At 70.5% G+C, this 21,964-nt stretch carries 17 protein-coding genes and 1 riboswitch; of the genes, 6 read left to right on the forward strand and 11 right to left on the reverse strand.

Going from position 1 to position 21,964, the window contains the following annotated elements; all coding sequences use genetic code 11:
• Positions 1–12 precede the first annotated feature (12 nt).
• Genes nuoL through nuoN form a run of 3 tightly spaced genes read left to right on the forward strand, consistent with a single transcriptional unit; the run spans position 13 to position 5,182 of the window.
• The gene (gene nuoL, locus ACFY0K_RS28355; protein ID WP_390642216.1) at positions 13–1,959 is read left to right on the forward strand and encodes an NADH-quinone oxidoreductase subunit L; all 1,947 of its coding nucleotides are present in this window, start codon (positions 13–15) and stop codon (positions 1,957–1,959) included.
• A 5-nt stretch (positions 1,960–1,964) separates the two neighbouring features.
• Complete coding sequence (locus tag ACFY0K_RS28360; RefSeq protein ID WP_390642217.1) at positions 1,965–3,536, forward strand: NADH-quinone oxidoreductase subunit M; 1,572 nt, start codon at positions 1,965–1,967, stop codon at positions 3,534–3,536.
• Entirely contained in the window at positions 3,533–5,182 is a 1,650-nt protein-coding gene (gene nuoN / locus ACFY0K_RS28365; RefSeq protein ID WP_093499742.1) for an NADH-quinone oxidoreductase subunit NuoN, read from the forward strand. The genes ACFY0K_RS28360 and nuoN overlap by 4 nt, the downstream gene beginning before the upstream one ends.
• Positions 5,183–5,257: 75 nt before the next feature.
• Here the strand turns inward: nuoN and ACFY0K_RS28370 are convergent, their stop codons facing one another.
• Positions 5,258–5,779, reverse strand: coding sequence for a hypothetical protein (locus tag ACFY0K_RS28370; protein ID WP_390642218.1), 522 nt, complete (start codon positions 5,777–5,779; stop codon positions 5,258–5,260).
• A gap of 264 nt (positions 5,780–6,043) precedes the next feature.
• Here ACFY0K_RS28370 and recQ point away from each other — a divergent pair, with 264 nt between their 5' ends.
• On the forward strand, positions 6,044–8,068 hold the full coding sequence (gene recQ / locus ACFY0K_RS28375) for a DNA helicase RecQ (protein ID WP_390642411.1): 2,025 nt from the start codon (positions 6,044–6,046) through the stop codon (positions 8,066–8,068).
• A 33-nt stretch (positions 8,069–8,101) separates the two neighbouring features.
• Here the strand turns inward: recQ and ACFY0K_RS28380 are convergent, their stop codons facing one another.
• The 9 genes from ACFY0K_RS28380 to fahA form a co-directional block, all read right to left on the reverse strand.
• Entirely contained in the window at positions 8,102–10,879 is a 2,778-nt protein-coding gene (locus tag ACFY0K_RS28380; RefSeq protein ID WP_390642219.1) for a fumarate reductase/succinate dehydrogenase flavoprotein subunit, read from the reverse strand.
• An 11-nt stretch (positions 10,880–10,890) separates the two neighbouring features.
• Positions 10,891–11,679: an ABC transporter ATP-binding protein gene (locus ACFY0K_RS28385; RefSeq protein WP_390642220.1), complete on the reverse strand. Its 789-nt coding sequence runs from the start codon at positions 11,677–11,679 to the stop codon at positions 10,891–10,893.
• Positions 11,663–12,589 carry an ABC transporter permease gene (locus ACFY0K_RS28390; RefSeq protein ID WP_390642221.1) on the reverse strand — a complete coding sequence of 309 codons (927 nt, stop codon included), beginning with the start codon at positions 12,587–12,589 and terminating at the stop codon, positions 11,663–11,665. Before ACFY0K_RS28390 ends, ACFY0K_RS28385 begins: the two co-directional genes overlap by 17 nt.
• Positions 12,586–13,932 carry an ABC transporter substrate-binding protein gene (locus ACFY0K_RS28395; protein WP_390642222.1) on the reverse strand — a complete coding sequence of 449 codons (1,347 nt, stop codon included), beginning with the start codon at positions 13,930–13,932 and terminating at the stop codon, positions 12,586–12,588. Before ACFY0K_RS28395 ends, ACFY0K_RS28390 begins: the two co-directional genes overlap by 4 nt.
• A gap of 16 nt (positions 13,933–13,948) precedes the next feature.
• Positions 13,949–14,176 carry a ferredoxin family protein gene (locus ACFY0K_RS28400; RefSeq protein ID WP_010986276.1) on the reverse strand — a complete coding sequence of 76 codons (228 nt, stop codon included), beginning with the start codon at positions 14,174–14,176 and terminating at the stop codon, positions 13,949–13,951.
• Positions 14,177–14,210: 34 nt separating this feature from the next.
• Positions 14,211–15,002 carry a GntR family transcriptional regulator gene (locus ACFY0K_RS28405; RefSeq protein WP_351957526.1) on the reverse strand — a complete coding sequence of 264 codons (792 nt, stop codon included), beginning with the start codon at positions 15,000–15,002 and terminating at the stop codon, positions 14,211–14,213.
• Positions 15,003–15,255: 253 nt separating this feature from the next.
• Positions 15,256–15,882, reverse strand: coding sequence for a tetratricopeptide repeat protein (locus ACFY0K_RS28410; RefSeq protein WP_390642223.1), 627 nt, complete (start codon positions 15,880–15,882; stop codon positions 15,256–15,258).
• Between the two features lie 149 nt (positions 15,883–16,031).
• Positions 16,032–16,970 (reverse strand): M56 family metallopeptidase, encoded by a 939-nt coding sequence (locus ACFY0K_RS28415; protein WP_382725973.1) that lies wholly within the window; start codon positions 16,968–16,970, stop codon positions 16,032–16,034.
• Positions 16,971–17,212: 242 nt separating this feature from the next.
• Positions 17,213–18,424 (reverse strand): fumarylacetoacetase, encoded by a 1,212-nt coding sequence (fahA, locus tag ACFY0K_RS28420; RefSeq protein WP_390642412.1) that lies wholly within the window; start codon positions 18,422–18,424, stop codon positions 17,213–17,215.
• Positions 18,425–18,701: 277 nt separating this feature from the next.
• Between fahA and ACFY0K_RS28425 the strand changes: the two genes are divergently transcribed.
• Both ACFY0K_RS28425 and ACFY0K_RS28430 read left to right on the forward strand, forming a co-directional pair.
• Positions 18,702–19,955, forward strand: coding sequence for an ATP-grasp domain-containing protein (locus tag ACFY0K_RS28425; protein ID WP_388600142.1), 1,254 nt, complete (start codon positions 18,702–18,704; stop codon positions 19,953–19,955).
• Positions 19,956–20,418: 463 nt separating this feature from the next.
• Complete coding sequence (locus ACFY0K_RS28430) at positions 20,419–21,225, forward strand: HAD family hydrolase (RefSeq protein WP_390642224.1); 807 nt, start codon at positions 20,419–20,421, stop codon at positions 21,223–21,225.
• Positions 21,226–21,243: 18 nt separating this feature from the next.
• Here ACFY0K_RS28430 and ACFY0K_RS28435 read toward each other — a convergent pair whose 3' ends face one another.
• Positions 21,244–21,732, reverse strand: coding sequence for a transglycosylase SLT domain-containing protein (locus ACFY0K_RS28435; RefSeq protein WP_390642226.1), 489 nt, complete (start codon positions 21,730–21,732; stop codon positions 21,244–21,246).
• A gap of 5 nt (positions 21,733–21,737) precedes the next feature.
• Positions 21,738–21,934, reverse strand: a riboswitch (cyclic di-AMP (ydaO/yuaA leader).
• Positions 21,935–21,964 lie beyond the last annotated feature (30 nt).

Genomic DNA, 21,964 nt, shown 5'->3' on the forward strand with positions numbered 1-21,964 from the left:
GGTCGCTGAATCGTGGAGAACCTGATTGCGCTGCTGATCGCGGCGCCCCTGCTCGGAGCGGCCGTCCTCCTCGTCGGCGGCCGGCGCCTGGACGCCGTGGGCCACTGGATCGGCACCATCCTGTCGACGACGTCCTTCGTGTTCGGCGTCATCCTCTTCGCCGACCTGCTCGGCAAGAACCCCGAACACCGCACCCTGATGCAGCACCTGTACACCTGGGTGCCGGTCGAGGGCTTCCAGGCGGACGTCACCTTCCGCCTCGACCAGCTGTCGATGACCTTCGTCCTGCTGATCACCGGCGTCGGCTCCCTCATCCACCTGTACTCCGTCGGGTACATGGAGCACGACGAGCGCCGCCGCCGCTTCTTCGGCTACCTCAACCTGTTCCTCGCGGCGATGCTGCTGCTCGTCCTCGCCGACAACTACCTGCTGCTGTACGTCGGCTGGGAGGGCGTCGGCCTCGCCTCGTACCTGCTGATCGGCTTCTGGCAGCACAAGCCCAGCGCGGCGACCGCGGCGAAGAAAGCCTTCATCGTCAACCGCGTCGGCGACATGGGCCTGTCCATCGCGATCATGCTGATGTTCACGACGTTCGGCACGTTCGCCTTCGGTCCGGTCCTCAGCCACGCCACCGACGCCTCCGAGGGCCGGCTCACCGCGATCGGCCTCATGCTGCTGCTCGCCGCCTGCGGCAAGTCCGCCCAGGTGCCGCTGCAGTCCTGGCTCGGCGACGCCATGGAAGGCCCCACCCCGGTCTCCGCCCTCATCCACGCGGCGACCATGGTGACCGCGGGCGTCTACCTGATCGTCCGCTCCGGAGCGATCTTCAACGCGGCCCCCGACGCCCAACTGGTCGTCACCGTCGTCGGCGCCGTCACCCTCCTCTTCGGTGCGATCGTCGGTTGCGCCAAGGACGACATCAAGAAGGCCCTCGCCGGCTCCACCATGTCGCAGATCGGCTACATGGTGCTCGCCGCCGGCCTCGGCCCGATCGGCTACGTCTTCGCGATCATGCACCTGGTGACGCACGGCTTCTTCAAGGCCGGGCTCTTCCTCGGCGCCGGCTCCGTGATGCACGGCATGAACGACGAGGTCGACATGCGCAAGTACGGCGGCCTCCGCAAGTACATGCCGGTCACCTTCATCACCTTCGGCCTCGGCTACCTCGCCATCATCGGCTTCCCGGGCCTGTCCGGCTTCTTCTCCAAGGACAAGATCATCGAGGCGGCGTTCGCCAAGGGCGGCACCGAGGGCTGGATCCTCGGCACCTGCGCCCTGGTCGGCGCGGCCATCACCGCCTTCTACATGACGCGCGTGATGCTGATGACGTTCTTCGGTGAGGAACGCTGGCGCAACCAGCCCACCCGCTCCCCGCAGGCCCCCAGCGCCGAGCCCGCCGCCGAACACCACGGCGAGCACGCCGAGCCGCACCCGCACGAGTCCCCGAAGGTCATGACGATCCCCATGATCGTCCTGGCGGTCGGCTCGGTCTTCGCCGGCGGCTTCTTCAGCATCGGCGACCGCTTCCTGCACTGGCTGGAGCCGATCACCGGCCACAGCGAGGGCGACTCCCCGATCAGCGCCGGCGTCGTCACCGGCGCCACCATGGTCTGCCTGATCATCGGCGTCGGCATCGCCTACCTCCAGTACGGCCGCCGTCCCGTCCCCGCCGTCGCCCCGCGCGGTTCCCTGCTCACCCGCGCGGCCCGCCGCGACCTCCTCCAGGACGACTTCAACCACGTCGTCCTGGTCCGCGGCGGCGAACACCTCACCCGCTCCCTTGTATATGTCGACCACACCCTGGTTGACGGCGTCGTCAACGGCACGGCAGCGGGCTTCGGCGGGCTCTCCGGCCGGCTGCGCAAACTGCAGAACGGCTACGCGCGCTCGTACGCGGTCTCGATGTTCGGCGGCGCTGCCCTCCTGGTCGCCGCGACCCTGCTGATGAGGGCGGTCTGATACCGATGTCCTTTCCTCTGCTGACAGCGACGGCGGTCCTCCCGGCCGTCGGGGCGGTCGCCACGGCCGCCGTACCGGCCGCCCGGCGCACCGCCGCCAAATACCTCGCACTGCTGGTCTCGCTCGCCACGCTCGCCCTGGCGATCGTCGTCATGGTCCGCTTCGATCCCGGCGGCGCCCGCTACCAGCTCACCGAATCCCACGCCTGGATCAGCGACTTCGGCGTCCGCTACGAACTGGGCGTCGACGGCATCGCGGTCGCCCTGCTCGCCCTGACCGCCCTGCTCATCCCGTTCATCATCCTGGCCGGCTGGAACGACGCCGACCCGCTGGAGACCGGCAGCAAGCGGTGGCGGCCCACCCAGGGCTTCTTCGCCCTGATCCTGGCCGTCGAGGCGATGGTGATCATCTCCTTCGAGGCCACCGACGTCTTCCTCTTCTACATCTTCTTCGAAGCCATGCTCATCCCGATGTACTTCCTCATCGGCGGCTTCGGGGACCGCGCCCACGCCCAGGGCGAGGAGGCCGCGTCGACGCAGCGGTCGTACGCCGCCGTGAAGTTCCTCCTCTACAACCTGGTCGGCGGCCTGATCATGCTGGCCGCGGTGATCGGCCTCTACACGGTCTCCGGGAACTTCTCCCTCGCCGAGATCGCCCAGGCCCGCGCCAACGGCACCCTGCACATGGCCACCAGCACCGAACGCTGGCTGTTCCTCGGCTTCTTCTTCGCCTTCGCCGTGAAGGCGCCGCTGTGGCCGCTGCACACCTGGCTGCCCAACGCCATGCAGGAGTCCACCGCCCCCGTCGCCGTCCTCATCACCGCGGTCGTCGACAAGGTGGGCACGTTCGCGATGCTCCGCTTCTGCCTCCAGCTCTTCCCGGAGGCCTCGAAGTGGGCGACGCCCACCATCCTCGTCCTCGCCCTGATCAGCATCATCTACGGCGCACTGCTCGCCGTCGGGCAGCGCGACATCAAGCGGCTGGTCGCCTACGCGTCCATCTCCCACTTCGGGTTCATCATCCTGGGCATCTTCGCGATGACCAGCCAGGGCCAGTCCGGCGCCACCCTCTACATGGTCAACCACGGCATCTCCACCGCCGCCCTGATGCTGGTCGCCGGCTTCCTGATCTCCCGCCGCGGCTCCCGGCTCATCGCCGACTACGGCGGCGTGCAGAAGGTCGCCCCGGTCCTCGCCGGCACCTTCCTTATCGGCGGCCTGGCCACCCTGTCCCTGCCCGGCCTCGCACCCTTCGTCAGCGAATTCCTCGTCCTAGTCGGCACGTTCACGCGCTACCCGGCCATCGGGATCATCGCCACCTTCGGCATCGTGCTCGCCGCGCTCTACACCCTCGTCCTCTACCAGCGGACGATGACGGGCCCGGTGAAACCGGCGGTCTCCGCGATGCCCGACCTGAAGGCCCGCGAACTCGTCGTGGTCGCCCCGCTGATCGTTCTTCTGATCTTCCTGGGCGTCTACCCGAAGCCCGTCACGGACATCGTCAACCCGGCGGTCAAGCAGACCATGTCGGACGTACACAAGACCGACCCGAAGCCCGCAGTGGAGGCGGCCAAGTGAGCGCAGCAGCCGTCCACAGCCTGTGGACAACCGCAGCCGAGCCGATCTCGAAGATCCCGGCACCGAAAATCGAATACGGGCAGCTGTCACCCACCCTGATCATCGTCGGCGCGGCGATCGTCGGAGTGCTGGTCGAGGCGTTCGTCCCACGCAAGTCCCGCTACTACGCCCAGGTGTTCGTCTCCGCCGTCGCCCTGTGCGCCGCCTTCGCGGCAGTGGTCGCCCTGGCAGCCGACGGCTACGGCACCACCAAGGCGCACATCGCCGCCATGGGCGCCATCGCCGTCGACGGACCGTCCCTGTTCCTCCAGGGCACGATCCTGCTGGCCGGCCTCGTCGGCCTGTTCACCTTCGCCGAACGCCGCCTCGACCCCGAGGCGCACGGCAACCGCGTCGACTCCTTCGCCGCCCAGGCCGCCGCGGTCCCCGGCAGCGACACCGAGAAGGCCGCCGTCAAGGCCGGCTTCACCACCACCGAGGTCTTCCCGCTCCTGCTCTTCGCCATCGCCGGCATGCTGGTCTTCCCCTCGGCCAACGACCTGCTGACGCTCTTCGTGGCCCTGGAGGTCTTCTCCCTCCCGCTCTACCTGCTGTGCGCCCTGGCCCGCCGCAAGCGCCTCATGTCACAGGAAGCCGCCGTCAAGTACTTCCTGCTCGGCGCCTTCGCCTCCGCGTTCACCCTGTTCGGCATCGCCATGCTCTACGGCTACGCCGGCTCGGTGTCCTACGCCACCATCGCCCAGGTCGTCGACGGCACCGTCACCAGCGTCGACCCCGCCCTCGCCAACACCATGGGCAACGACGCACTGCTCCTCATCGGCACCGCCATGGTCGTCATGGGCCTGCTCTTCAAGGTCGGCGCCGTCCCCTTCCACATGTGGACACCCGACGTCTACCAGGGCGCACCCACCCCGGTCACCGGCTTCATGGCCGCCGCCACCAAGGTCGCCGCCTTCGGCGCCCTGCTGCGTCTCCTGTACGTCGTCCTGCCCGGCATGCGCTGGGACTGGCGGCCGGTCATGTGGGGGGTCGCGATCATCACCATGCTGGGCGGCGCGATCGTCGCTATCACCCAGACCGACATCAAGCGGCTCCTCGCCTACTCGTCGATCGCGCACGCCGGATTCATCCTCGCCGGTGTCATCGCGACCTCGAAGGACGGCGTGTCGTCCGTCCTCTTCTACCTGGCCGCCTACTCCTTCGTGACCATCGGAGCCTTCGCCGTGGTCACCCTGGTGCGCGACGCGGGCGGCGAGGCCACCCATCTGTCCAAGTGGGCAGGCCTCGGCCGCCGCTCACCACTCGTGGCAGCCGTCTTCGCCGTCTTCCTGCTGGCCTTCGCGGGCATCCCGCTGACCTCCGGCTTCGCCGGAAAGTTCGCCGTGTTCAAGGCGGCGGCCGAGGGCGGCGCGGTCCCGCTCGTCGTGATCGGTGTGATCTCGTCCGCGATCGCCGCGTTCTTCTACATCCGAGTGATCGTCCTGATGTTCTTCAGCGAGCCGAGGCCCGAAGGACCCACGGTCGCCGTGCCCTCACCGCTCACCATGGCGGCGATCGGCCTCGGTGTCGCCGTCACCCTGGTCCTCGGTGTGGCACCGCAGTACTTCCTGAACCTGGCCAGCCAGGCCGGAGTGTTCGTGCGCTGAGACAACCTGCGCGTCCCAAGGGCCCCGGTTCCCCACACAGGAACCGGGGCCCACGCGCGCGTGCACGGACCAGGACTACGGGCACGTCACCGTCGGGTTCCACTGAGCGAACAGACCGCTCGGATTGTCCTTCCAGATCCAGGCGCGCAGCGTGTACACGGACCCCGTCACACCCGGAACCGTCGTCGGCCCCTGGAACTGCCGGCCGAACAACGTCGGCACGGTGCCGCTGCCCGCCCGCACGATCCACTCCGCCGCGACCAGCGCACGGCCGCCGCCGGAGTCGGTCTCGTAGAGGAGACCAGCGGGCTCGGCCGGGTCCAGACTGCCGACGCCGGAGGCCTTCACGTAGTGGTAGCCCGCGCCTCCCTTGCCGCCCGGGCCGTCCTTGTCGCAGATCTCGGTCCTGGCGTACCCGTCCGTGACCGCGAACGGCTCGTGCTGGTAGTCCGCTGTCGCCGTGTACGTCGAGGTCAGGTCCGTCCACGCGAACGGGTCGGGACCGGGGACGGGATCCGCGCCGGCGGGAACCGCGGCCAGAGCGAACGGCACGGCCAGGGCCAGAACGGCGCCGGCGGTGCGGGACCTGAGAGACATCCTGATGCTCCTTGGGGCGGAAGAGGCACGCGAGCGCGACGCCTCCGTACAACGCGGGCCTCCCCGGTCCCGCCCGTGCAGCATCGCCCGCACCTCTTCCCCGCCGCCACGCGAAGACCGCCAAAGGACTGAGGCCACCGCCGGACGGGGGAACCCCGCACCCGCCCCCTCCCGGCGGGCAGCCTGTGGATAACTCCGGCGCTGTCGGTCCGGACCCCTATCGTGGTGGCAGTGGTCGAAGGACGACGTACGGGGGACACGACGATGGGCGGGACGGGCGGGACCGACGACATGCCAGGGACGACCGAGACGCCGGGGGCGCCACAGGCGCACGGCCTGGCGGACAGCGAGGCACTGGCCACGCTGCACCGCGTCTTCGGGTACGACGCCTTCCGGGGCGAGCAGGAAGCGATCATCGAGCACGTGGTGGCGGGCGGCGACGCCGTCGTCCTCATGCCCACCGGCGGCGGAAAATCACTGTGCTACCAGATCCCCGCCCTGGTCAGACCCGGTACGGGCATCGTGGTCTCACCACTCATCGCCCTCATGCAGGACCAGGTGGACGCCCTGCGCGCCCTCGGCGTCAACGCCGGGTTCATCAACTCCACCCAGGACTTCGACGAGCGGCGCGTGGTCGAAGCCCAGTTCCTCGCGGGCGAGCTCGACCTGCTCTACCTCGCTCCCGAGCGGCTCCGCCTGGACTCCACACTCGACCTGCTCGCCCGCGGCAAGATCGCCGTGTTCGCCATCGACGAGGCGCACTGCGTCTCCCAGTGGGGCCACGACTTCCGCCCCGACTACCTCGCCCTCTCCCTCCTCGGCGAGCGCTGGCCCGACGTCCCGCGCATCGCGCTCACGGCCACCGCCACCCACGCCACCCACCAGGAGATCACCCAGCGGCTGCACATGCCGACGGCCCGGCACTTCGTGGCCAGCTTCGACCGGCCCAACATCCAGTACCGGATCGTCCCCAAGGCCGACCCCAAGAAGCAGCTCCTCACCTTCCTCCGCCAGGAACACGAAGGCGACGCGGGCATCGTCTACTGCCTCTCCCGCAAGTCCGTCGAAACCACCGCCGAATTCCTCACCCGCAACGGCATCGACGCCGTGCCCTACCACGCCGGCCTCGACGGGGCCACCCGCGCCGCCCACCAGTCCCGCTTCCTGCGCGAGGACGGCCTGGTCGTCGTCGCCACCATCGCCTTCGGCATGGGCATCGACAAACCCGACGTACGCTTCGTCGCCCACCTCGACCTGCCCAAATCCGTCGAGGGCTACTACCAGGAGACCGGCCGCGCCGGCCGCGACAGCCTGCCCTCCACCGCCTGGATGGCCTACGGCCTCAACGACGTCATACAGCAGCGCAAACTCATCCAGTCCGGCGAGGGCGACGAGGCCTTCCGCCGCCGCGCCCAGGCCCACCTCGACTCCATGCTCGCCCTGTGCGAGACCGCCCAGTGCCGCCGCGGGCAACTCCTCAACTACTTCGGCCAGGACCCCGACCCCGCTGGCTGCGGCAACTGCGACACCTGCCTCACCCCGCCCGAGACCTGGGACGGCACCGTCGCCGCCCAGAAGGTCCTCTCCACCGTCGTACGGCTCCAGCGCGAACGCGGGCAGAAGTTCGGCGCCGTCCAGATCGTCGACATCCTGCTCGGCAAGCGCACCGCCAAGGTCATCCAGTTCGACCACGACCAGCTGTCCGTCTTCGGCATCGGCACCGACCTCGACGAAGGCGAATGGCGGGGCGTCGTCCGGCAACTGCTCGCCCAGGGGCTGCTCGCCGTCGAGGGCGAGTACGGCACCCTGGTGCTCACCGAGGCCAGCGGGACGGTACTGCGGCGGGAACGCGAGGTTCCGCTGCGCAAGGAGCCGAAGAAGCCGGCGGCCTCGCGAGCGACCGGAAGCTCCGGGTCCGCCGGAGCCTCCGGCAGGGGCAAGGCGAAGGCAGCCGTGGCAGAGCTGCCCGAGGAACTGCTCCCCGCCTTCGAGGCCTTGCGTGCCTGGCGCGCCGAGCAGGCCCGCGAACAGGGCGTACCCGCGTACGTGATCTTCCACGACGCCACCCTGCGGGAGATCGTCAGCCGGTGGCCCGAGTCCGTGGCCGAACTCGCCACCGTCGGCGGCGTCGGCGAGAAGAAGCTCATGACGTACGGAGAGGGCGTCCTAGGGGTACTGGCCGGCCTGAAGACGCCGACCGCCGCCCCGGCCCCCGCGGCGCCGGGAACCGGGGACGAGGACCACTGGCCCGAGATGGACGCGGAACCGGAACCGGAGGACTGGATATAGGGCGGCCCGGGGTGGCGGCGGGGGAGCCGCCGCTTACAGCCCCCTCGCCGCATACGCCCTGACGTCCGCGTCCGGGTCGGCCGTCGCCGTGGCCAGAGCCGCACGGGCCCCCTCGACACCGGAATGCCGGGTCAGGGCCAGAACGGCAGCCTTGCGGACGTCGGCGTTCCGGTCGGCGAGGGACTTGGCGAGAGCCGGAACCGCCACGGCACCGTCGGCAGCCCCCAGCGCCCTGGCCGCGCCGACCCGCACCTGCCAGGCCGGCTCCGCCAGCGCGGCCACTGCGGCCCCGGCCAGGGCCGGCGGACAGCCGACGCCCCCCAGGGCCTCGTAAGCCGCACTCCGGACCAGCACATCGGCATCGCCGACAAGCGTGGTCAGGGCCTCCAGGACGCCGCCCTCTCCAGGGGCGGTACCGGCGGAGCCCACCGTCCCGAGGGCCTTCGCCACCGTCACCCGCACCTCACGGGACGGGTCCCCGACGGCGACGGCACCCGCCAGGACGTCGACGGCGTCCACCGAGACCAGCGCCCGCACCGCCTCGATCCGCACCGCCGGATCGGAGTCGGCCAGGAAACCGGCGAACAGACCGGCGCCACCCAGGCGCAACGCCCGCAGCACGTCGAGTACGGCCGCCCGGACCAGGGAATCGGTCACACCGAGCGCGTCGACGAGGGCGTCGCCCAGCGCCGGATCGGACGGCAGGGTCTCGACCAGCTCGCGCAGCGAGGCCGCGGCCACCGAACGGACCCCGGCATCGGGATCCGCCAGCGCACCGGCCAGCGCAGGCCCGACCCCTGCCGGAGCCGTCTCCGAGAGCACCGAAACAGCGGTACGGCGCACCGAGGCATCGAGGTCCGTCAAGTACGGCTCCAGAACAGCCAGCTCGGGCTCCTCCTCGGCGAGGGCGAGGAGCCCCAGAAGGCGGGGCGAGACCGGCTCGGCCCGGTCCAGCTCCACCGGCCGCACGGCGGCAGCCGCCACCGGCCCCGCGGCCACCGGCGGCACGTCCCGGGCACCCGCCGTGGCCACGTCCAGCGGACGCACCTCGCCGATGTACCGGGACGGACCGCCGACCGGGGTGAACTCCTCGACCGGCACCAGATACGGAGCCACGGGACGAGCCGTGAACTCCATCGCACCAGAGGGGGACTTGTGCAGATCGAGATGATGGAACCAGGAGGCGTCGTCACGCTCGGGGTGATCGAGCCGGTCGTGGTAGAGACCCCAACGGGACTCGGTACGGGCCAGGGAGGCACGCGCCGCCATCTCCGCACAGTCGCGGATGAAACTCACCTCGGCACAGCGCATCAGTTCGTGCGGAGTGCGGGCACCCATGGCGGCGATGTCCTCCCGCATCCGCTCGAAGGACTCCAGAGCGAGCGACAGCCGCGCCCCGGACTTCGGCGGCGCCACGTAGTCGTTGACGAAACGGCGCAGCTTGTACTCGACCTGGGGCTGCGGCGGGCCGTCCGGATGGCGCAGCGGACGGTAGACCAACTCGTGCGCCTCACGCACCTGGCCCGCCGGCAACTCCCCTTCGTACGCCGCGTACTGGGCGGCGTCCGCACCCGCCAGATCACCGAAGACGAATGCGCCGATCATGTAGTTGTGCGGGACACAGGCCAGGTCACCGGCCGCGTACAGGCGGGGAACGGTCGTCCGGGCATGGTCGTCGACCCGGACCCCGGACGCGGAATGCCCCCCGCACAGACCGATCTCCGAGATGTGCATCTCGACGTCATGGGTCCGGTAGTCGTGCCCCCGCCCGGAATGGAACGTGCCGCGGGTGGGCCGCTCGGTGGAATGCAGGATGGACTCCAGAGCGGAGACCGACTCCTCGGGAAGGTGGCTCAGCTTCAGGTAGACCGGACCACGGTCCGAGGCGACCTCCGCGGCGAACTCCGCCATCATCTGCCCCGACCAGTAGTCGGAGTCGACGAACCGCTCACCGTGCCGATTGACCTGGTAACCCCCGAACGGGTTCGCGACGTACGCGCACGCAGGCCCGTTGTAGTCCTTGATCAGGGGATTGATCTGGAAGCATTCGATCCCGGTCAGCTCCGCGCCCGCGTGGTAGGCCATGGCGTAACCGTCACCGGCGTTGGTCGGATTCTCGTACGTCCCGTACAGGTACCCGGAAGCCGGCAGCCCCAGCCGCCCGGCCGCACCGGTCGCCAGAATCACCGCGCCCGCGCGGACCGTGACAAAGGCCCCCGTACGCGTGTTGAACCCGGCCGCACCCACCGCACGACCGTCCACCGTCAGCACCCGCACCGGCATCACCCGGTTCTCGATCCGGATCCGCTCCCGCATCTCACGACGCCGCAACTGCCGGTACAGGACCTTCTTGACATCCTTGCCTTCCGGCATCGGCAGTACGTACGAACCGGAGCGATGCACCTGGCGGACCGCGTACGCGCCATGCTCGTCCTTCTCGAATTTGACCCCGTACGACTCCAGGCGCTGGACCATGGCAAAACCGCGCGTCGCCGTCTGCCGGACCGTGGACTGGTCGACGATCCCGTCGTTGGCGCGGGTGATCTCGGCGACGTAGTCGTCGGGCTCGGCACGGCCGGGGACGACCGCGTTGTTGACGCCGTCCATGCCCATGGCGAGCGCCCCGGAGTGACGGACATGAGCCTTCTCCAGGAGCAGCACGTTCGCACCGCGCTCGGCGGCGGTCAGAGCGGCCATGGTGCCGGCGGTGCCACCGCCGACGACGAGGACGTCACAGGCCAGCTCATCGGCGTCGGAGACGGCGGGAACCTCCAGGGAAGCGGGGACGGGGGCGTTCGCGGGGGTGGTCACCGGGATGCCTTTCAGATGCCGAACGAGGAGAGGACGGTACGGCGCAGGGCCACACGGGCCGGGTCGTCGAGGGCGCCGCGCTCACGCGGCCGCGGAACGTCACGCACGGAGGTCACCCGGCCGGCGGTGAGCAGGGCCACCCGGTCACCGAGGAACAGCGCCTCGTCGACGTCATGGGTGACGAAGACGACGGTCGCGCCCGTGCCCGCCAGCACCTCCACCAGCAGGTCCTGCATGCCGGAACGGGTCTGGGCGTCCAGCGCCCCGAACGGCTCGTCCATCAGCACCGCGCGCGGCGAACCGGCCAGCGCACGCGCCAACTGCGCCCGCTGGCGCTGCCCACCGGAAACGCGGTGCGGCAACTGCCCCGACTGCGCGGCCAGCCCGACCCGGCCCAGCCACGACTCAGCCTGCGCACGACGCTCGGCACGCGCGACCCCCTTGATCGCGAGCGGCAGTTCGACATTGCCGCGCAACGTCCGCCAGGGCAGCAGCGCATCCTCCTGGAAGACCAGCGCCCGGTCGGCCGACGGCCCCGTCACCACCGAGCCGTCCTGCGACACCGTCCCAGCCAGCGGCGGCAGCAGCCCCGCGAACGTCCGCAGCAACGTCGACTTGCCGCACCCCGACGGCCCGACCACGGTGAGGATCTCCCCGGGCCGGACGTCCAGCGCCACATCGTGCAGCACCGGCGCGCCCGGACGGCCGAGCACAGCCGCACCCAGCGTGAGCCGGGCCCCCCGCGCGGCCCCCGGCGGCGCAACCACCGCCGGTACGGCCACCTCAGACGAAGTGCTCATCGCGCGCCTCCTTGCCGGTGTCGCCGCGGCCCTGCTGCTGGGCATCGGACTGCTTCTGGGACTCGCCGTCGGCCTGCACTGCGACCTCGCCCTGGCGAGGAGCAGCGACGACGCCGGGCCGCGCAACGCGCGGCCGGCCGCCGGGGACGTACGACGTACGGGGCAGCCAGCGGGTCAGCCACCGGCCGAGAAGTTCCACGGCCGTCGAGGTGACCCAGCCGAGCACACCGATCGTGACCATCCCGACGAACACCCCCGGGTAGTTGACGATCGTGTAGTCCTGCCAGGTGCGGTAACCGACCCCGTACTGGCCGGAGATCATCTCCGCGGAGATCACACAGATCCACGAAACGCCGATACCGACCGACAACCCGCCGAAGATCCCCGGCAACGCACCCGGCAGCACCACCGAACCCAGGATCCGCCACCTGCCACCACCCATCGTCCGCACCGCCTCCTCCCACACCGGAGTGAGAGCACGCACCGCGTGCCGCGTGGAGACCATCACCGGGAAGAACGCGGCGGTGCAGGTGATGAAGACGATGCCCTGCTCATTGGAGGGGAACATCAGGATCGCCACGGGCACGAGGGCGATCGCCGGGATCGGACGGACCACCTCCAGGACGGGGCCGAGCAGATCCTCGGCGACACGCGAGCGGGCCACGAGCACACCCGTCGCCACACCCAGGACGGCCGCCAGCGCGAACCCGGTGAGGATGCGGGTGAGGCTGTCAGTGAGATCGGTCCAGTAGTCGCCGCCGGAGATCCGGCCGGCGAAGGCACGGGCGACGTCCGTGACCGTCGGGAACTGCGAGAAACGCAGCCACAGGTCGACCTTCAGGCTGGTCAGCAACTGCCACAGCCCCAGGGCGGCGGCCAGCGACACCACCCGCAGGACGTACCGGGTCATGACGCGCGCCGCAGCGCGTCGGCGTAACTGAGGACCTGCGCACCGTCGTGCGCGTCCACGTACCCCAGCGCGGTCGCCTGCGTCACGAACGGCAGCAGCTGCCCGCCGTCGGCCACCCACACCGCCTTGTCGGCGAACCAGAGGGTATGAGTGGTGGCATCGGGGACGTAGGCGGCGCGAATGCCACCGCTGTGCTTGGCGACGTAGGCCAGCAACTCCTCCGGAGTGGCGAAGCTCGTCGTCTTCTCGCTCCCCTTCGCCCACACCTCGCTCGCGGACGCCGGCGGTGCGGCGGCGAGCCGCTGGGCATAGTCGGTGCTGCCGAAGGCCTTCTTCGCGTACTGGTCGTCGACGAACGAGTCCACGTCGACGTCCCCGGTCAGCTTGGCGGCCTTCAGCACCGAAACGTCCTGCTTCAGCGCGGAGACCAGCGCGGGCTTGACGGCAGGATCGAAGGTGGCGATGCCGTGGGCGCCGTTGTAGAGGTAGACGACCTCCGCCGGCAGGCCGGTGGCCTCGGCGACCTTCTCGGCAGCCGTCAGAGGATGGGCGTTGAGGTAGTCGGTGGCCTTCGCCTGGGCCTTGAGGAAGGCCTCCAGGACGGCGGGCCGCTGCTGGGCGAAGTCTTCGCGGGCGGTGACGCCGTGGAAGGTGGGAAGGTTCAGCTGCGCGCCGTCGTAGAGCACCTTCGCCTTGCCCTGATAGGCGAGCAGGCCCGGCCAAGCCACGAACTGGGACAGTGCGTCCACACTGCCCGCCGACAGCGCCGAAGCGCCCACCGCGGGCTGCTGGTTGAGCTTGGAGATGCCCTTGTCCGGGTCGATGCCGGCGCGCTGCAGGGCGCGGACGAGCGTGCCGTCGGCAGCGGACCCGATGCTCGTCGAGACCTTCTTGCCCTTCAGGTCCGTCAGGGAGGTGAGTTTGGAGTCGGGTGCGGTGACCACGGTGTTGAGGCCGCCACGGAGGTTGTAGCCGGTGACGGAGACCAGGCGGGTGGGCCGGCCGAGTTGTTTGCCCCGGGCCGCGTTGAGCAGCAGCGGGAAGTCGCCCATCGAACCGATGTCGATCTTCCCGGCCGTCATCTGCGCGGTGATCGGGGCGCCCGTGGCGTAGTCCTGCCAGTCGACCTTGTAGGTGTGGCCGTCGTGGAGGGCGTTGAGCTGCTGCTCGAAGTAGCCGAGGGAACGCAGCAAGGTGCCCGCCGTGACCGTGTTGATGGTCTTGGACTGGTAGCCGACGGTGATGGTGACCGTGTTGCCGTCGCCGGCCCGGGCGCTGCCGCCGCAGGCGGAGAGCGACAGCAGAAGGAGGGCGGCGGTCGCGGCGGTCGCGGTGCGTTTCATGGGAGTTGTGGGCCTCTCACCGGAGCAGATAGGGCATGTTGACCGTGACGGCTCCGGTGGGACAGCGGGCCGCGCACGGGCCGCAGTACCAGCACTCGTCGACGTGCATGTAGGCCTTGCCGTTGCTCTCGTCGATGGCGAGGGAGTCCAGCGGGCACATGTCCACGCAGAGGGTGCAGCCGTCGATGCACTTCGACTCGTCGATGGTCACGGGCACGTCGGCCCGCTGGGGTGCCAAGGGCATGGCTGTCTCCGGGGAACGGGTCGGGCGGGGATGGTCAGAGGGAGCGGTGCAGGAGGCCGCTCATGGTGATGCGGTCGCCGCGGAAGCGGATGAACTCGAGATCGACGGGCCGGCCGTCGGCGAGGTGCGTGAGCCGTTCCAGCATCAGGACAGCCGCGCCGCGCGGGGCCTGGAGCACGGCGGCGGAGTGGGCGTCCGCGTTGACCGCCTCCAGGGTGATCTCGGCGTGGCCCAGGGGCTGTCCGGTGATCGACTCCAGGAGCCTGAAGACGTCGTTGTTCTCCAGGTCGGCTCCGAGGAGGGCGCTGCCGATGTCGAGTGGGATGTAGGTGAGGTCGAGGGAGAGGGGCAGGCCGTTCAGGCGGCGCAGGCGTTCGATGTAGAGGACGTCGGCGCCGGGCGGGACGCGGAGGCGTTCGGCGACGGGTGTGGGTGCCGCGGAGGGGCCCATGGTGCGGACCTCGTTGGTGACCTGGCCGTGTTCGCGGAGGGTTTCCGCGAGGCCCATCAGGCGGTCGAGCCCGTGCGGGTACTTGCGGGCGACGACCACGGTGCCCACGCCGGGCAGCCGGTCGACCAGTCCCTCCGCCCGCAGCAGATCCAGGGCCTGGCGGACGGTGTTGCGAGTGGCGCGGTAGTCGTCGGCGACGGTGGACTCGTGCGGGAGGGTGCCGTCCGGGAAGGCTCCGGCGAGGATCTGGTGGCGCAGGAGGTCGGCGAGCTGCCGGGCCTGGTCCGCACGCAGCCGGCGACGTGTCCGGTGGGCGGCGACCGTGGTCGCGGCGCCCTGACCGGAGTGGTCTCGGATGCGGTCGGCGGGTGGCATGGCTGGAACCATACCGATGGGGTAGGGAAACGCGTGTTGCGGAAATGTTGCGCCACTTGTGGCTCTGTGCGCACTCCGCTGAGCTGGGTTTATTCCACAGTGCGGGGAAGATCTGCCACCCGGGCGCGGGTCTGTTCACCCGCGCACCCGTGGCGTGCCGGCAAGCAGGTCTCAGCCGCCGGGCGGTCTTGGACGATCACGTTCGTGGGAAGGGTGATCGGGCGGCCGCGACGGTCACCCTGCCCGCCGACAGCTACGCGCACATGGACGCGCGGGCTTGTTCGACCCACCCCGAGACCGCCTTGGCGCCGCAGCTCCGGGCAACCGCCTGGGCCTCGTCGAGGTGCCGGAGTGCCGCCGGCCGGTCGCCGGTCTCGGCCGCGAGGTGGGCCAGGGCCAGCAGGCCGGCCGCCTCCCCGGGTCTGAAGCCGATCTCCCGGCGCAGCGCCACCGACTCGGCCAGCCGCTCCCGTGCCAGGTCCACGCGGCCCGCGTCCTTGTCGGTGAAGCCGAGATGGCGTACTGCGTACGACATCGTCAACCGGTCGCCGACGGACTTCGCCAGCGCGTACGACTGCTCGAAGTACGGTCTGCCGGTGGCGTCCTCGCCCTTCACCACCTGGTGCCAGCAGCCGATCCAGAACAAGGCGTGCGCCTCACCCGACGCGTCCTCCAGCCGCCGGTACAACTCCGCCGCGCGCTCGAAGAGCGCCACCTCCCGGCTGTTCTCCTCGCGGTCGTTGAGGAAACGCACGTGCAGTACCTTGCCCCGCGCCATGGAAAGCCGCGCCTCGACCGCGTCCAGTACGTCGTCGGACCGGTCCAGCGCGGATGTGTCCCCGCCGAACATCGCCGCTTCGAAGAGCTCTTCCGCCTGCACGACCCAGTCCTGCCCTTGCATCCGCAGCCCCCTGCCTTTCCTGCCGGACGATGACGGTGCCGAGGCTATCCCGCGCTCACCGCAAGCAGCCGAGCCATTGTGAGGGCGGCTCTCCGGCTCCTGCCGTCCGCGGTCCGGCGGTGTTCGCTCTAGCCGAGTGCGGTCAGTCCCGGTGCGAACGCGATCAGGAGCGGCAGCAGGGGGACCAGGGCGGCCACTGTCGTCGTCAGGGCACGCTGGCGGCGCAGCAGCCGTGGTGGCGGTTCCAGCAGGCGGTCGACGCGTTCTCCCAGCAGTCGGCGGCTCGACGCGCAGGACAGGACCCCACGGTGCTGGTTCAGTTCGATCAGGGCCAGCGCGGTGGTGAGATGGCCGCAGCGGCGGGACGCCGTGTCGTCCGCGGCGAGTTCGACGAGCCGGTGGGTCTGGTCGCAGAAGTGGGAGAAGAGCGGCACGCGCGGGAAACCCGTGGCCAGGGCGCTGGACAGGTGCAGCAGCCAGTCGTGATGGGCGCGGGCATGTCCTCGTTCGTGGGTGAGTACGGCGTCCAGCTGGTGGTCGGTGAGGCGGTGCAGTGCCCCCGTCGTCACGACCAGCTGCGGTGGATGGCCCGGCATCCACCAGGCGTCCGGGTACTCGTCCTCCAGCACCAGCATCGGGCCGCGTGCCGCGGGCAGCCCTGCCGGCAGTTCCGGTGCCCGTTCGCGCAGGTGTGCGCGGGTCCGGTCGCGGCGGCGCCGGGCCTCGACCAGTTCGCGGGCGAGCATCGCCGTCGTCCATGCGGCTCCGGACGCCAGCAGCACGGTGAGGGCGACCGCCCAAGGGGGCGCGACGGAGAGGTCGTACGCGGCGGTGACCGCCGGTGGCGCCGGCGCGAACACCCGGTCGCGCACGGTGTGGAAGACGGCCGCCGCGCCCAGGGTGAGCGCGGCCAGGCAGCACATCAGCACGGTGGCGACCAGGCACTGCCACACCCACAGCGCGACCACCGGTTCCCGCTCCGGCCACAGGGACCGCACCAGGGCACGCGGCGCAGGCACCGCGGCTGTCAGGGCGACGACGGTCAGCAGGAGCAGGCAGACGGTCATGCCGGGGCTCCGTTTCCTGATCGGAAATGCGTGCGAGTGGCGGCTGGTGCGGGGCGATACGCCGCTGCGTGACATGGCGCGCGCCGACGCGTCCCTTGGTGCGGGCGCCGACGCCTCGCATGGTGCGCGTGCGGGCGCATCGCATGGTGCGTGTCCCGTCAGTATGACGGTGCCGGGTGCCCCGAGTCAGGTGTCGACGACGATCCGGGCACACCCATCCGTTCACCGGCCCGGCGTCCTCCTCACCCCGCCACGACCCGCCCGCTGACCTCCCCGAGCCCGACCCGGCTGCCGCCCGGCCCCGGAGCCCAGGCCGACATCGTCACCACGTCGCCGTCCTCCAGGTACGTCCGCTTTCCGTCCGGGAGTTCGAGGGGGTCGCGTCCGTTCCAGGTCAGCTCCAGCAGGGATCCGCGTTGCCCGGGCTCCGCGCCGCTCACCGTGCCGGAGCCGTACAGGTCGCCGGTGCGCAGGGAGGCGCCGTTGACCGTGAGGTGGGCGAGTTGCTGGGCGGCGGTCCAGTACATGGTGGAGAACGGCGGCTCGGACACCGTCTGCCCGTTGATGGCGATCGAGATCCGCAGGTCGTAGCCGGCGGGTTCCTCCATGGCGTCGTCGAGGTACGGCAGCAGCGGATGCGTCCGCCGCGGCGGGGCGACCCGTGCCTCCTCCAGCGCGTCGAGCGGGGTGATCCACGCCGAGACCGAGGTGGCGAACGACTTGCCGAGGAACGGGCCGAGCGGGACGTACTCCCAGGCCTGGATGTCCCGCGCCGACCAGTCGTTCAGCAGGCAGAGGCCGAACACGTGCTCCCTGAAGTCGGCCAGTGCCACGGGGCTGCCCTGCGGTGAAGGCGTGCCGACGACGAAGCCGACCTCGGCCTCGATGTCCAGTCGCACCGACGGGCCGAACACCGGTGCCGCGTCCGAGGGTGCCTTCCGCTGCCCCGAGGGCCGTACGACGTCCGTCCCGGACACCACGACCGTGCCCGCGCGGCCGTGGTAACCGATCGGCAGGTGCTTCCAGTTGGGGGTGAGCGGCTCGGCGGCGTCGGGGCGGAAGATGCGGCCGGCGTTTCGGGCGTGGTTCTCGGAGGCGTAGAAGTCGACGTAGTCGGCGACCTCGAAGGGCAGATGCAGGGTCACCTCGGCCAGCGGGTGCAGGAGAGGGGCGAGTGTCTCCCGGTGCGCGGGCACGGTCACCCAGGCGGTCAGGGCGCGCCGCACGTCCGACCAGGCGGTGCGGCCGGCGGCCAGCAGCGGGTTGAGGGTCGGCCTGGCGAGCAGGGAGGCGTAGGGGGAGCCGAGGGCGAGGGCCGCGGCACCGGCGTCGAGGACGTGGTCGCCGAGGCGGACGCCGACCCTCCGGTCCGAGCTCTCGGAGGTCGAGAACACGCCATACGGAAGGTTGTTCGGGCCGAAGGGGTCACCCTCGGGGACCTCGAAGGGTGGCAAGGAGGGCATGGGGTGGCTGCCTCACTCTCATCCGTGCCGCGCGGGGGACGGCCATGTGGCGACGTCACTATGGCGTTGCGCGACGTTCCATGTGGTCGCGCCACACGTTACGGGTGAGTTGCCTGTCGTGACAGTGTCTAAAGAGTTCGCAATGTCCTAATAGGCCTTGTCGGAGTAGGCAATTCCGGCTTAGCGTCCTTTGGGGGACACGGACGGGGTGGGTCCGGTCCGTAGAGGGGGACACGTGGGGGGACCCGTGGCCAGGAATGCCGTCAGCGTGCCGTTCGAGGCGGACCGCGACGTGCCGGGCCTGATCGTCAAGTTCGGCGACTATCCGCTGCACCACGGCGGGGTCGGCGCGATTCGCAGTCTGGGCCGCCTGGGCGTGCCCATGTACGCGATCACGGAGGACGCGTACACGCCGGCGGCTTCGTCCCGCTATCTCAAACGGGCGTTCGTGTGGCCGACAACAGGCGCCGAGGAACCGGACCATCTCGTCGAGGGGCTGCTGCGCATCGGCCGCCGCATCGGCCGTCCGACCGTGCTGATCCCCACCGACGAGGAGGCCGCCGTCCTGATCGCCGAGCACCAGGACGCACTCGGCGACCGCTTCCTCTTCCCGCGCGTGGACCCGGAACTGCCCCGCCGGCTGGCGAGCAAGCAGGGCCTGCACGAACTGTGCGTGGAACACGGCATCCCAAGCCCGGCGGCCGCCTTTCCCGACTCGTACGACGAGATCGCCGACTTCGCGGAGAAGGCCCGCTTCCCGATCGTCGCCAAGAACCGTGAGGCGTTCGTCCGGCGCAAGCAGCCCGCCGTCAACGGAACGACGCGGATCGCCACCAGGGAGGGACTGCTCGCCCTCGCCCGTGACTGGGGCACCCATCCGGGTGTCATCCTCCAGGAGTACCTCCCGAGGGAGGAGGCCGAGGACTGGATCGTGCACGCCTACTTCGACGCCGACTCCACTCCGCGCGCCCTGTTCACCGGGGTCAAGGTCCGCTCCTGGCCGCCGCACGCCGGCATGACCGCGAACGCGTACGTCGTCGACAACCCGGAACTCGCCGACCTCGCCGCGCGTTTCATCAAGCAGATCGGCTTCACCGGCATCATCGATCTCGACCTGCGCTTCGACCGGCGCGACGGGCAGTACAAGCTGCTCGACTTCAACCCGCGCATGGGCGCCCAGTTCCGGCTCTTCGAGAGCGAGCCGGGCGTGGACGTCGTCCGTGCCATGCATCTGGACCTGACCGGGCGCCGTGTCCCGGAGGGGGAACAGCGCACCGGCCACCGTTACGTGGTGGAGAACATCGACCTGCCCGCCCTCCTCGCCTACCGCCGCAGCGGCTACACGACACCGCACGCGCCGAAGCGGCCGAGCGGGACCGAGCTGGCCTGGCTGGCGGGTGACGACCCGCTGCCGTTCGTCACCATGCTCGCCCGCTTCGTGCGTCCGGGCGCGAAGCACCTCTACCAGCTGTGGCGTACCAACCGCCGCGGCTCCAGCAACGCCACGAAGCAGGCACCATAGCCGCCGTGACCTGCGCCGACACCTCCGGCGGTGCCACCCGTCCTCACCGTCAGCACCCCGCGACGGCGGCACCGACCGCCGCACCGCCGGCCACCTCACGGCCGCCACCGGCAACCGCATGGACACCGGCGCGACGGGCTTCCTCGGCCCTGGCCAGGCACCTGGCGCCGGCCCCCGCCTGAAACCCCGGGGCCGGACCGTCCGTGCCGGCGCAGCGCAGCCCCAACAGCTCGTGCGCGACGTCCAGTTCGACTGCGTCGCCGTCCCCGTCGAACCGGAGTCCGAGCCGTCGGACCTCCCCGACGCGCAGCGCATCGCCGGCCGGGTCCTCTGGGCAAGTGCCGAGCGTCTCGGAAGACACAACGCCCGCCACTGACAACGGCCCCATCACGGAGGCGGCGGGCGCCACTTGAGGCCGAAACGCACGTGAGTCCCACGGCCGCGCTGTCCGTATTCTCTGATCATGGCCGCACCCTCCCCGTACTCACTGATCGCCACAGACCTGGACGGCACGCTGCTGCGCGGCGACGACACCCTGTCGGAACGGTCGCTCGCCGCGCTCGGGCAGGCCCGCCGGGCCGGTGCCCAGCACCTCGTGGTGACCGGCCGTCCGGCCCCGAGAGCGCGCCCGCTCCTCGACGACCTCGGCTGCACGGGGCTCGCGGTCTGCGGCCAGGGCGCGCAGGTGTACGACGCCGGCACGCACCGGCTGCTGTGGTCGGTCACCCTGGACCGGGAGCTGGCGGAGACCGCACTCGGCAAAATCGAGGCCGAGGTCGGCCAGGTGTACGCGGCGGTCGACCAGGACGGTGTGGACGGGCTCACCCTCATCGAGCCGGGCTATCTGATGCCTCATCCCACGCTGCCCGCGTTGCGCGTCGCCCGGCGCGACGACCTGTGGTGCGCGCCGATCAGCAAGGTGCTGCTGCGCCACCACACCCTGTCCGACGACGAACTGGCGACGACCGCCCGCTCGGTCGTCGGATCGCTGGCGACGGTCACGATGTCGGGGCCGGGCACCGTCGAACTGCAGCCGTGCGGGGTGACCAAGGCGACCGGGCTCGCGCTGGCCGCGGACCGGCTGGGGCTGAGCCCCGGACGGGCCATCGCCTTCGGCGACATGCCCAACGACATCCCGATGTTCGAGTGGGCGGCCCACGGGGTGGCGATGGCCAACGCCCATCCCGAACTCAGGGCGATGGCCGACGAGATCACCACGTCGAACGAGGACGACGGCATCGCCGTCGTCCTCGAAAGACTCTTCGACTGACGCGGGGCGTCGGTCGGGTCAGTACGCGCCGTTGACGTTGTCGATCGAGCCGTACCGTGCGGCGGCGTAGTTGCAGGCGGCGGTGATGTTCGCGACCGGGTCGTAGATGTCGAACGACGTGCCGTCCACGTGGTAGGCCTTGAACGTCGGGTCGATGACCTGGAGCAGGCCCTTGGACGGGATGCCCTTCGCCGCGTTGGAGTCCCAGAGGTTGATGGCCCGCGGGTTGCCGGAGGACTCGCGCATCAGGTTGCGGTAGATGCCGTTGTAGGTGCCCGGGATGCTCTTCTCGTGCATGATCGCGAGCGACTCGCGGATCCAGCCGTCGAGGTTGTTCGGGTACCCGGCGAGGGTCGTGGAGGCCGTTGCGGCGGAGGAGCCGGCGGCGGACGCGGTCGTCGCCCCGATGAGCGGGATAGCGAGGACGGCGGCACCGGTGCCGACGACGGCGAGCGTGCGGACGATGCGGTTACGGCGGGGACGGCGGTGCTGGGCGGCAGCAGGCATGGCGAGGTTCCTCTCCGTCGCCTGCGAGGTGAGCTGTCGGGTTCGGGCCCGGGGAGTGCCCGGCCGCACCGCCCGAAGGCGATACGACTTCACCCCTAGCCGTTCCGGAACGGCGTCTGTTCTGTGACGTCGGCCGCCCGGTCCGGCGACTTACCTGGGTCCCCCGCTCCTGCCGTGCGAATGAACTCGTCGATGGGTCATTACGGGCGGCGGCAGGATTCGGCGTCCGCCC

The organism is Streptomyces sp. NPDC001507 (assembly GCF_042894765.1).
In the GTDB taxonomy this organism is placed as follows: domain Bacteria; phylum Actinomycetota; class Actinomycetes; order Streptomycetales; family Streptomycetaceae; genus Streptomyces.

What these genes read in the sequence shown, in the direction of transcription:
- ACFY0K_RS28360 (WP_390642217.1), top strand. Translation starts at nt 1,965, where the DNA reads ATGTCCTTTCCTCTGCTGACAGCGACGGCGGTCCTCCCGGCCGTCGGG.
- ACFY0K_RS28370 (WP_390642218.1), bottom strand. Translation starts at nt 5,779, where the DNA reads ATGTCTCTCAGGTCCCGCACCGCCGGCGCCGTTCTGGCCCTGGCCGTG.
- recQ (WP_390642411.1), top strand. Translation starts at nt 6,044, where the DNA reads ATGGGCGGGACGGGCGGGACCGACGACATGCCAGGGACGACCGAGACG.
- ACFY0K_RS28385 (WP_390642220.1), bottom strand. Translation starts at nt 11,679, where the DNA reads ATGAGCACTTCGTCTGAGGTGGCCGTACCGGCGGTGGTTGCGCCGCCG.
- ACFY0K_RS28390 (WP_390642221.1), bottom strand. Translation starts at nt 12,589, where the DNA reads ATGACCCGGTACGTCCTGCGGGTGGTGTCGCTGGCCGCCGCCCTGGGG.
- ACFY0K_RS28395 (WP_390642222.1), bottom strand. Translation starts at nt 13,932, where the DNA reads ATGAAACGCACCGCGACCGCCGCGACCGCCGCCCTCCTTCTGCTGTCG.
- ACFY0K_RS28400 (WP_010986276.1), bottom strand. Translation starts at nt 14,176, where the DNA reads ATGCCCTTGGCACCCCAGCGGGCCGACGTGCCCGTGACCATCGACGAG.
- ACFY0K_RS28405 (WP_351957526.1), bottom strand. Translation starts at nt 15,002, where the DNA reads ATGCCACCCGCCGACCGCATCCGAGACCACTCCGGTCAGGGCGCCGCG.
- ACFY0K_RS28415 (WP_382725973.1), bottom strand. Translation starts at nt 16,970, where the DNA reads ATGACCGTCTGCCTGCTCCTGCTGACCGTCGTCGCCCTGACAGCCGCG.
- ACFY0K_RS28430 (WP_390642224.1), top strand. Translation starts at nt 20,419, where the DNA reads ATGGCCGCACCCTCCCCGTACTCACTGATCGCCACAGACCTGGACGGC.
- ACFY0K_RS28435 (WP_390642226.1), bottom strand. Translation starts at nt 21,732, where the DNA reads ATGCCTGCTGCCGCCCAGCACCGCCGTCCCCGCCGTAACCGCATCGTC.